The 10,508-nt window shown below is 65.3% G+C and carries 10 protein-coding genes; 5 read left to right on the top strand and 5 right to left on the bottom strand.

All coding sequences use genetic code 11. The features are described from left to right. Positions 1–319: 319 nt before the first annotated feature. Both BJQ90_RS06730 and BJQ90_RS06725 read right to left on the bottom strand, forming a co-directional pair. Positions 320–1,282: a cation diffusion facilitator family transporter gene (locus BJQ90_RS06730; protein WP_264197028.1), complete on the bottom strand. Its 963-nt coding sequence runs from the start codon at positions 1,280–1,282 to the stop codon at positions 320–322. A gap of 151 nt (positions 1,283–1,433) precedes the next feature. Next, complete coding sequence (locus tag BJQ90_RS06725) at positions 1,434–1,799, bottom strand: ArsR/SmtB family transcription factor (RefSeq protein WP_226759524.1); 366 nt, start codon at positions 1,797–1,799, stop codon at positions 1,434–1,436. A 151-nt stretch (positions 1,800–1,950) separates the two neighbouring features. On the opposite strand from BJQ90_RS06725, the gene BJQ90_RS06720 reads away from it, so the two are divergent. From BJQ90_RS06720 to BJQ90_RS06710, 3 genes are all read left to right on the top strand, one after another. Beyond that, the gene (locus tag BJQ90_RS06720; RefSeq protein ID WP_226759523.1) at positions 1,951–3,645 is read left to right on the top strand and encodes an LssY C-terminal domain-containing protein; all 1,695 of its coding nucleotides are present in this window, start codon (positions 1,951–1,953) and stop codon (positions 3,643–3,645) included. Positions 3,646–3,775: 130 nt separating this feature from the next. Next, entirely contained in the window at positions 3,776–5,005 is a 1,230-nt protein-coding gene (locus tag BJQ90_RS06715; RefSeq protein WP_226759522.1) for an MFS transporter, read from the top strand. Between the two features lie 4 nt (positions 5,006–5,009). Continuing rightward, positions 5,010–5,369, top strand: coding sequence for an ArsR/SmtB family transcription factor (locus BJQ90_RS06710; protein ID WP_226759521.1), 360 nt, complete (start codon positions 5,010–5,012; stop codon positions 5,367–5,369). Between the two features lie 40 nt (positions 5,370–5,409). Here BJQ90_RS06710 and chrA read toward each other — a convergent pair whose 3' ends face one another. Genes chrA through BJQ90_RS06695 form a run of 3 tightly spaced genes read right to left on the bottom strand, consistent with a single transcriptional unit; the run spans position 5,410 to position 8,026 of the window. Further along, positions 5,410–6,651: a chromate efflux transporter gene (chrA, locus tag BJQ90_RS06705; protein ID WP_226759520.1), complete on the bottom strand. Its 1,242-nt coding sequence runs from the start codon at positions 6,649–6,651 to the stop codon at positions 5,410–5,412. Then, on the bottom strand, positions 6,648–7,676 hold the full coding sequence (locus BJQ90_RS06700; RefSeq protein WP_226759519.1) for a YncE family protein: 1,029 nt from the start codon (positions 7,674–7,676) through the stop codon (positions 6,648–6,650). The genes chrA and BJQ90_RS06700 overlap by 4 nt, the downstream gene beginning before the upstream one ends. Positions 7,677–7,693: 17 nt before the next feature. Continuing rightward, on the bottom strand, positions 7,694–8,026 hold the full coding sequence (locus BJQ90_RS06695) for a hypothetical protein (protein ID WP_226759518.1): 333 nt from the start codon (positions 8,024–8,026) through the stop codon (positions 7,694–7,696). An 87-nt stretch (positions 8,027–8,113) separates the two neighbouring features. On the opposite strand from BJQ90_RS06695, the gene BJQ90_RS06690 reads away from it, so the two are divergent. Together BJQ90_RS06690 and BJQ90_RS06685 are read left to right on the top strand one after the other, a co-directional pair. Next, on the top strand, positions 8,114–8,626 hold the full coding sequence (locus BJQ90_RS06690) for a Chromate resistance protein ChrB (protein ID WP_226759517.1): 513 nt from the start codon (positions 8,114–8,116) through the stop codon (positions 8,624–8,626). After that, positions 8,623–9,054 (top strand): chromate resistance protein ChrB domain-containing protein, encoded by a 432-nt coding sequence (locus tag BJQ90_RS06685; protein WP_226759516.1) that lies wholly within the window; start codon positions 8,623–8,625, stop codon positions 9,052–9,054. The genes BJQ90_RS06690 and BJQ90_RS06685 overlap by 4 nt, the downstream gene beginning before the upstream one ends. Positions 9,055–10,508: the final 1,454 nt, after the last annotated feature.

The raw sequence follows: 10,508 nt of genomic DNA, 5'->3' as shown, positions 1-10,508 counted from the left end.
ACTATGGTTATCAACAGCCAGCCTTGGCAGCGTAGAAGAATCCATTCAATCCGCTGTCCGAAATCTCCGCAGCAGCTCAGATCCCGTTTCGCCGGGGTCCGGGTGCTCGATCGCGCATTGGAGGGGCTTCTTCGGTTCGGTCCGTGAGAAATACAGCCCCTGTTTCCGGCACCCTCCGCTGCCTTGGTAGCAGTGGAGACGTCCGCCGAACACCTCGATCATGGCGGCCGCGTCAGCCGTCACGGTGAAGCTTCCGTGCCCCGGGACTCTGACCAGGAGTGATTGGGCGACGGTTATGTTCTGCATCCAGGGCCGCCGGTCATTTGTGTTGGTGGCGGCGGTCCGGGTGGCCGCCGGCCTCATTGTCGAGGGCGGGGACCGGTGCGGGGGTGGTTCGGATGGACATGGTGTCCAGATTCGGCAGGGCGTGGCCGAGTCTGTGCTCGGCGGCCAGCACGATCTGTTCCGCCGCTGTGAGGGTCATGTCGGCGACGACGATGGCGGCATTGCCCTGGAGCCGGTGGCCGACCCAGCGCAGCTGAAGCGCGGAGACGCTGAGGACACCGGGGGTTCCGGCCAAAGCTGAGCCTGCGCGGTCCAGGAGGTCGGGTTCAATGCCGTCCATCAGGCGCCGGCCGATGCTCTTAATGGTTCCCCAGAGGAGAACGATGATGGCCGCGGCGATCAGAAGGCCCACGATCGGGTCCGCCAGCGGGAACCCGGCCCACACGCCGATCACGCCCAGGACCACGGCCAGGGAGGTGAACCCGTCCATCCGGGCGTGCACGCCGTCGGCGACCAGTGCCGCGGAGCCGATCTTCCGGCCGATGCGGATCCGGTAGATGGCAACGGCCTCGTTGCCGGCAAAACCGATCAGACCTGCGACGGCGACCCACCCCAGGTTGGTGAGGGGCTGGGGGTGGATGAGCCGGTCGATGGACTGCCACGCCGCAACGACGGCCGAGAGCGCCACGACGCCCACGATGAAGAGGCCGGCGAGGTCCTCGGCCCGGCCGAACCCGTAGTTGTAGCGCCGCGTGGCGCCCCTACGGGCAAGAATGAACGCGATCCACAACGGCACCGCCGTCAGGGCATCCGAGAAGTTGTGGATCGTGTCTGCGAGGAGCGCCACCGAGCCGCTGAAGAGCACGACGATGAACTGGAGAATGGTCGTTCCCAACAGGATGAACAGACTGATTTTCACCGCCCGGATTCCGTGCGTACTCGCCTCGAGTGCGTCATCGATGGAATCGGCGGCATCGTGGGTATGCGGAACGAACAACCCATAGAAGAACCCTTTGATTCCCGTGGGGTGCTCATGGGAATGCCCGTGCTCATGCCCGTGCCCGTGCTCGTGGTCGTGGCCGTGATCGGCTTCGTGGCCGTGACCGTCCGTACTGGCGTGCCCGTGCTCGTGGTCGCGGGGGGGGTGCTCAATGGTTATCCGCGCTTTCGGTGTGGTGGTGACGGGGAGTACCGCCAAGGGAATGTTCGGCCTGGAAGATCGCGTCGGCAACGAGCTGGCGTGCATGTTCGTTCTCCAGGCGGTAGTACACCCTGGTTCCTTCCTGGCGCGTCGTCACCAGCCGGCCAAGGCGCATCTTGGCCAAGTGCTGGGAGACGGAAGCCGGAGACTTATGCACGAGATCGGCCAGCTGGTTAACAGGCAGCTCACCATCACGCAGCGCAAGGATAATGCGTATCCGCGTCGCGTCGGCAAGCATCCCAAAAACCTCCACCGCGAGTTCCACGAACTGGCTGTCAGGCTCGCGCCCGCAAATCTTGTTATCCGCATCCATACGTAGATTCTTTCACACCGATCCGCACTCCGCCGCATCCAGGTTCCGGCGGGCTTCCGTCAGGTGTGTAGCGTGGCTGGTACGACGGAACGCCGACCACATGCAGCTTCCGCTTCGCACGAGTGAAACGGACACAGAGACGAGGGCCCGGATGACTGAAATTCGCACCAGGCGCTACGCGGCGGCCCTGGCTGTTGTCATCGTCCTGACCGCGATGAACGCTTACGCGCTGAACACTTTCGATGTCGTGGGTATCCCGTTTATTTTTGCCACGGCCTTGGGTGTGCAGCTGCTGCTGATTATCTCCTTCGCCTACAGTCTCGTCATGGTGCTCCATACGCCGCTGAAGATCACGCTCTCCATCCTGATCTCAGCGTGGCAGGGTGCGCTGACCAATCCACATGTCGAGTCTCAGCGCCGGCGTTATCCCCGGATGACCCGGCGGGTCGGCCAGAGGTTCTCCCGGGAAAGTCCCTGGGGACTGGTTCTGACGGCCGGCGTCGCTGCCGCCGTTGCCAGCACGTTGCTTTTTGCGAACATCACCCGTGCCGTGGCGCTCCGGACATCGTTTGCGGCTCTGGATGAGCGGATCCTTAATCTGGTGCCGCACATCCGCTCGCCGGATCAGAACGCTGTCTTCAGCGTCGTGACCTTTGCCGCCGGTCCGGTGTCGTTCCTGGTCTTTCTTATCGTTCTGGCCGTTGCGTCGTGGCGGCCGCAGCAACGCTGGCTGCCGGTTCTCCTTGCCGGGGCCTTCCTGGTCAGCGCCGCCGGCCATACCCTGGCAGGTGCGCTGATCCGTCGCCCCGGTCCGGACCGGTCGTTGGGGTTGCTGATGGGGAACAGGTTCAGTTTCCCCAGCGGATCTACGCTGACGGCAACGGTCGTGTCCGGGCTCGTGGCCTACCTTCTGGTTCGCGTCGCTAGATCAGGTGCACTCCGGCTGCTGATTCTTCTGGTCGCGGTCACGGGCATAGTGCTGGTTGGTCTGAGCCGGATATACCTTGGCGTCGAATATCCGAGCGACGTGCTGGGTGGCCTGGCTCTGGGCCTGTTCTTCCTGTCCCTGCTCATCACAGCCGTGAAAATCACCGATCGATTCCACCTCGCGAAGCGGGTGTCGGTCGGCCCTGCGGCCAAAGGCCCGCTTCTCATCGCAGCCGCCGCAGCCGCTCTCCTTGCCGTGACCGTGGGTGCAGCCGTCACGCCCCTGACGGAAGTCCAGGCCCAATCACAGTCCCGGATCCTTCCATCACTGGATGCCGATGGAGTCCGGCAATTGCCCGTTTACAGCGAAACACTGACCGGGGCGAGGATGGAACCGATCAACTTCGTCTACCTCGGCGATGAGGCCCGCATTGAGGAGGCCTTCATCCGGGCCGGGTGGTTCAAGGCCGATCCCTCCACCCCGGGGAATACCCTGCGGGCCGTTCTGGTGGCGCTGCGGAACGAGCAGTACCTGACCGCACCCGTCACGCCGTCCTACCTGAATTCCGAGCCTGAGACCGTCGCCTTCGAAAAACCTACCGACGCGAACACCCTCGTGCAACGGCACCACACCAGGCTCTGGAAGACCAGCTTTACCCTGGACGGACAGCCTGTCTGGGTCGCCACCGCCAGCTTCGACAAGGGCATCGGGATCGGAACGAAGTCAGGATTGCCCACCCACCACATCGACCCCAACGTCGACGCGGAAAGGGGCTTCATTCTCCAATCGCTGAACATCAAAACCCCACGTTTCGTGCACGTCGTTGACGCCCAACTCGGCCACAACGCCACCGGAGACGGATTCTTTACCGACGGCCAGGCGGCAGTGATCAACATGACGGCTGTTGCCCCAAGGTAAGGAAGCGGGCACCGTCGCGCCAGGACGGCGGTCGCAGACGACTCCTGAAAATGACAGGCATGTACTGGCCTGATAACTGCGTATGTAAGCACGCATTGATGTATTCGTGTTTGGTTCCGAGGAGTCCCTTTTGATTGAAGTTCTGGCCGTTCCGGCCTACCGGAAGCTGTTTTCGGCCCAGATCGTGGCGCTGCTGGGCACCGGGCTGCTGACGGTGGCGTTGGGCCTGCTGGCCTTTGATCTGGCCGGGGGTCAGGCCGGTGCCGTTCTGGGGACGGCGCTGACGATCAAGATGCTCGCCTATGTGTTCGTTGCCCCGGTGATGGCTGCTCTGGTGGAGCGTCTGCCGAGGAAGGCGGTGCTGGTCGGGGCGGACCTGATCCGCGCGGGTATCGCACTGATGCTGCCTATGGTGGATCAGGCGTGGCAGATCTATGTCCTGGTGTTCGTGCTGCAGAGCGCCTCGGCTACCTTCACCCCGGCGTTCCAGTCCCTGATCCCGGTGATCCTTCCTGACGAGCGGCAGTACACCCGGGCGCTTTCGCTCTCGCGTCTCGCCTACGACCTGGAGTCGCTGGTCAGCCCCGCGCTGGCCGCGGCTCTCCTGACGGTTCTGTCTTTCCACGATCTGTTTCTCGGTACCGTGGCCGGGTTCCTGTTCTCCGCCGCCCTGGTGGTCACGACCAGGCTGCCGCGGGCCGCTGGCGTGAAGCAGGAAGGGACGCTGTGGCACCGGGCCACCCTGGGCACGCGGATTTTCGCGAAGACCAAGGAACTGCGGGCCTTGATGGCCCTGAATCTTGCCGTGGCGGCCGCTACCGCCCTGGTGCTGGTGAACACGGTCGTCTACGCGCGGGACATGTTTGGCGGTTCCAACGCCGACGTCGCGATCGCTCTGGCCTGTTTCGGTGCGGGGTCGATGCTCGTTGCGCTGACTGCGCCCAGGGTCCTGGACCGGATGCCGGACCGGGTCCTCATGCGCGCCGGTGCCGTGCTGCTGTCCGTCGGTCTGGCCGGGGCATTCGCCCTGCTGGCCGTGCCCGGGACCTGGCCGGTGCTGCTGGGCCTGTGGGTGGTACTCGGCGCCGGAACCTCGATGATCAACACCCCCTCGGCCCGGCTGTTGCGCCGGGCGGCAACGGACAGTACCCGGTCCTACATCTTCACCGCCCAGTTCTCCCTCTCCCATGCCTGCTTCATCATCACCTACCCCGTTGCCGGCTGGATCGGCGCCGCCGCCGGCCAGCCCATGGCGGCCGCCGTTCTGGCCATCGTGGCTACGATCAGTACTGTTGCGGCGTTCCGGTTCTGGCCCGCGGCATCCAGGACCGGTCCCGTACCGGAGACCATGAAAGGCTGAACCGGTGAAAGATGCCCAACGCATTCCGGTGCCAAGTCTCCACCACCCCGAAGCGCCGGACTCCCGCCGGCTGGAGGCGGCCACGGCCACGTTCCGGATGCTCTCGGACCCCACCCGGCTGCACCTGCTCTGGCTCCTGGCCCTCGAGCCCTCCGACGTTGGCACCCTCGTGGAGCAAACCGGGGCGTCCCGCACCTCGGTCAGCCAGCACCTGGCCAAGCTGCGCTTCAGCGGCCTGGTCACCACGCAGAAGCACAGCCGTCACGTCATCTACAGCCTCACGGACGGGCACCTGACCCGGCTCGTCATGGAAGGCCTGAACCACAATGACCACGAAGTCACCGGCGAACCCTCCCACGACTGACCGACCCCGGTTCCGGCGCTGCCCGGCAGGGGCGTGACCATTATCGGTGCAGCAGGACGCCCAGGATTCCGGCGGCGATGACGATGTAGGGTTCGTTGATTTTGAAGCGCCACAACAGTCCGAGGGACACTATCGCGATGGCTGCGGTGGTCCAGTCGGTGACGGCTTCGCGGGTCAGGACGACCACGGCGCCGGAGAGGGCGCCGGCGGCCGCTGCGGTGGCGCCAGCGACGAAGGCCTTGACCTGCCTGTTGTCCCGGTGGCGGATGAACCACCGGCCCGGGATGACCACAGCGAGGTAGATCGGGGTAAAAATCGCCACGGTGGCGGTGACGGCCCCGGGGAATCCGGCGATGAGGTAGCCGATGAAGCCGGCGGTGATGACGACCGGGCCCGGCGTGATCAGGCCCATGGCGACGGCGTCCAGGAATTGGCCTTGGGTGAGCCAGTGGTGCTGGGCAACGATGCCGTCGCGCAGCAGCGGAACGATGGCCAGGCCGGAGCCGAACACCAGGGCGCCGGTCTGCAGGAAGAACAGTCCCAGGGCCAGCAGAGTTCCGGCCCCCGCTGCGGGCCCGAGGAGGGCTGGCAGGAGAAGCGCCGGGGACAAGGAATGCAGGGTCGAGCCACCCCCGGCGTTCGGGGGCCGTTTGGGATTGCGCGACCCGGGCCAACGCAGGGAGGAGGGCCGGGCATCGAGGAGAAGCATCATGATCCCGGCGGCGAGGATCAGGGGCACGGGTTCCGGGCCGGTCAGGGCGGTGACGGCGAAGACCGCGGCGCTGATGCCCCAGAGCCGCAGATCACGCCGGTCGGTGAGTTTGAGCAGTTTATAGCCGGCGATGGTGATGATTCCCATGACCGCCGGGGCGATCCCGTAGAACAGGGACTGGACCAGCGGCAGGCCCGAGAACCGGACGTACAGGGCGCCGACCGCGATCACGATGATGAAGGCCGGCCCGATGAACGCGGCCGCGACTGACAGTGCACCCCAAGGGCCGCGGTTCAGGTAGCCGACCCACATGGCGACCTGGGCGGCGAGGGGCCCGGGCATGGCCTGGCCCAGGGCGACGCCGTCGAGGAAATCCTTTCGTCCCATCCAGCAGCGCTTCTCGACAAGGTCCCGCTGCATGTAGCCCACGGTGGCGATCGGGCCGCCGAACCCGGTCGTGCCCAGATGCAGGAAGTACAGGACGAAATGGCGGAACGGCACCGACGCTATGGCCGGTTCGGAACTCTCGCCCCCGGCCGCGCCGCGGTCCGGTCCGTCGCCGGGGTTCATTGCTTGGCGTCCATGATGCGCAGCACCGGGTGGCCGTCGATGTTTTCCAGCGGGAAGTAGACCCGGTGGGTGGCCTGGTCTACTTCGACGGTGTGGGCGTTGTTGGCGAGTTTGCCGGAGGCCTTGGGCGTCAGGGTGCGGTTCTGTTCGTCGAAGATGCTGACGGTACCGGACTCCGAGGCGACGTAGAGGCGGTGCAGTCCCTGATCGAAGGCCAGCACGTCTGGGCCGTCGCCGGCGTCAAACCGTGCGGTGACCTGTTTGGTGTCCAGATCCAGGACCAGGAGCTTCGCGCCGCCCTCGCAGGCGATGAACGCGAGCTTCTTTGCCCCGTCGACATAGAGGCCGTGGTTGCTGGCGCAGTCCGGGACAGGGATCCTGCCGGTGACCGCGTCGATGGCCGGGTCGATGATGGCGAGTTCGTTGCGGTCCTGGACATTGACCAGGACCATCCCGCTGGTCGGGTCGTAGACGCTGTTGCCCGCCTCCCCGCCGATCTCGACCGGGGACTTGGCCGTGTTCGTGGCGAGATCGATCACCGTTTCGGCGTGGTCGTGTTCGTTGGAAACGTAGGCCTTGCCGTGGACCGGGTCGTAGGCGATCCCGTCCGGGGTGTTCCCAGCCGGGACCCGCGCGGTAACTGCGAGGGTGTTGGTGTCGATGATCGCGACCTCGTTCGTTCCCGAGACGGCCGCCAGGAGACGGTGCCGGTCGGGCGCGAGGGTGACGCCGTGAACCGAGGGTATTCCCGGCACGGTCCCCGCCACCGTGCCGGTGGCGAGATCGACGGCGTGGACGGTGCCGTCTCCGAGGTGGGCGATGTAAAGCCGCTTCGCTCCTGCGTCGAGGGCCTGGTAGTCGAGCCTGCTCGCCGCGCCGGGCAGGGCGATGTCCTGGACCTGGGTCAAGGGCAGCGACGACGCCGGGGCCGGACTTGAGCAGCCGGTCACGAACGCCGGCAGCAGGGCCAGCAGTCCTGCGGCGATCAACGCTGTCTTCGCCGGCCTGCGTGATGTCAGTCCCATGGCTGTCTCCGTTCCGTTCAGAGGATGATGACGTTGGTGATGAAGGCGACCAGACCCCCGGCCAGCGCGGGGAGGGCCCGGCGCGGCAGTTCCCTGTCAGCGGAGGCAACGACGGCCGGCGGCAGGGCCCCGGCAATCAGGCACACCGCGTCCCCCACGCTGACGGCGGGCATGAAGTCCTCGTTCAGGGACATCGCATTGGCCAGGACCCGCCAGGCGATGACGGCCAGCAGCGTGCCCACCGCGGCGGCGACAAGATCCGCAGTCGGCCAGCGGGCATACCGGCAGGCAAGGGCCACCGCGGCCGCCGCGATAATCGCTGAGATCACAATGAGCACAAGCGAAATCATGTCTTCTCCTGAAGCCTCGAAAGCCGCGTGCACCGCACGTCCGGCCTGACCATACCAGTTCAAGGTAACCACGGTTACAATACTCATGTGAAGAGCGAAGCGTTGATACCCGGGGTCTGGGTCCTGTTGACCTACCGGATGCCCCGCGTCCCGTCCGCGCCGCGGGTGGCGGTCTGGCGGCGGCTGCAGACCCTCGGCGTCGCCCAGCTCGGAGACGGACTCGTGGCCCTCCCGGCCGACTCCCGCACCAGGGAGCACTTCGACTGGATCGCAGACCAGGTCAGAGAGGCCGGCGGTACCGCCGGTTTGTGGTTAAGCCAGCCTGCGTCCCTGGGGCAGGAGCGAGAGATCGCGGCGGGGATGGCCGCGGACCGTGCCCGGGAATACGAGGATGTCATGGCTGCCGCACGCGCAGACGCGGCGCTGGATGCACCCGGGAGGGCCAAAGCCGTGAAGCGGCTCCGGGCCGAGCTGCGCCGGATCGGCCGGCGCGATTACTTCCCGCCCCTGGAACGGGACGCCGCCCACGCAGCCGTCACTGCCCTCACCACCGCGGAGCTTCCCGCCCACACCATGAACACTGCGGAAGGACAGTCATGAAATGGGCCACCCGCACCGGCGTCCACGTTGACCGGGCCGCCTGCGCATGGCTGATCCGCAGGAACATCGACAACGCCTGCGAGTTCATCTTCGTGGTGGACCCCGCCGAGGTCCCCTCCGACGCCATGCCCTTCGACATGCCCGGCGTGGACCTGACCCACCACGGCCACGACTGCACCTTCGAAACCATGCTGCGCCGCTACGAGATCCAGGATCCCGTCCTCTGGAAACTGGCCGAAATCATCCACGAAGCCGACATCGACGACGAACGCTTCGACTCCCCCGCCGCCCCCGGCCTGGACAACATCATCCGCGGACTGTCCATGACCCTGAACGATGAACAGACACTGGCCGCTTGCGGGCCGATCATGGACGGGCTCTACGACTACCTCAAACGTTCCCTCATCCTCGGCCGCGAACCCGCCTGAATCCGATCAACAATCCACCCTGCGGAAGTACCTTCAAGTGGGGCCGGATATGCGCGTCCCGCCGGGGCCAGAAATAGTTGACATAGCCATATGAGCCCGGAGTGCTTCGCGGAGTCGGCTTTGGCATCATGCTGTCGTTTTTCTACGCGGTCGGATCGATCCCCTATTTCATCGCGAACGTCGTCTACGCCATTCGCTGGGCGACGTCTCTGCGCGGCCACGGCTACAGTGTCGCTCGACTCAGTTCAGCTTTCCTCGTAGCTGCCTCGATACTGGTCGCCACTCGTACCGCCCGTGGCGTCGCTAGGCTCTGGTGGCACTAGCGGGGACCGTGGCACACATCTCCGCACACATGAGGTGCATGGAAACTCGGCCGCTCCCAGAATTCGGCATCACCCACCGTCGCAATTTCGCCCAGCAGGTCAGTACCGGCCGGACGACCAATCACTCGTTGGAGTCGTACCGTGACACGCTTTTCGCCGAGGTGGCGCTCCTTACGTACCTAGTCGCCCCGGAGACGCTGGAGCAAGCCATCCACCGCTGACCCCGTCGAGGCGTACAACCTAGGCCAGATCAAGGAAGCCCTGGCTACGCAGCCAGGAATTGCCGCTGTCCTCCTCGAATACCCTGGGAGCAAGTCCCACCCGGCGAAATCAGCCCCGCCTAGCGACTGGCAAGGCTCAGCGACCAAATGATCTGCTCCGGATCAGTTGCCATGTCATGCAGTTCCCCCCGCATTCCTGCATGAACAATTATCTGAGCGGAAATTCCGGACCGGCCGTAACCCTGGCGCGATCTAAAGAATAATCAGCAAATCATGTTGTAAACGGTCCCAGCCACCATGAAGTGGTGAACGCGAAAACCCAACGGAAGGACGAACCAGGATGAACTCACAGCAGAGACCCCACAGGGCGGGACCCGGCCAGCCGTAGCTAGCCGCTCCCCACAACCGAATAGGTCTATCCGGTACCCCACGCACCCGGAACATCAGATCAGGGCCGAGAGTGTGGACACTGTCCACACGAAAAAAGCACCAAAAAGCCCCTGACCTGCGGAAACACTGTGCCCGAGGTGGGACTCGAGCCGGGTTCCAGTACTTGATTTTCCGCCACTCCCCCGAAAACTTCCGCAATCCGGCCCAGTCCGGCACTAGTACGACCCGATCCGAAGCCCAGGGTGTGCACATTGTGCACACCCTCTTTTTTGCGGCCGTCCGGGCTCCGCTACGCGCCCTCGACATGGTTGCCTGGCGCCTCGTCGAAGAGACGGGGCCCAGGAAGCGCAAACGCGTCCGCCGCCGGCGTTCATGAGGAAGGGCCGACAGCACCAGCACCCGTCAGGTGTTGCGGTTCACGTCCCGCCGTCGTCCTCTCCATCCCGTCGGTGCGTCAGACGAGGCTGTCTTCCTTCTCGCGCTGGGCTGCCCGGATCGCATGGGCGGGCGCCGCCGTGTG

Origin of the sequence: Arthrobacter sp. SO3 (assembly GCF_020532825.1) — a bacterium.
In the GTDB taxonomy this organism is placed as follows: Bacteria; Actinomycetota; Actinomycetes; order Actinomycetales; family Micrococcaceae; genus Arthrobacter.
The sequence above is the reverse complement of the archived record's forward strand: the minus strand, read 5'-3'. Positions and strand labels throughout refer to the sequence as shown.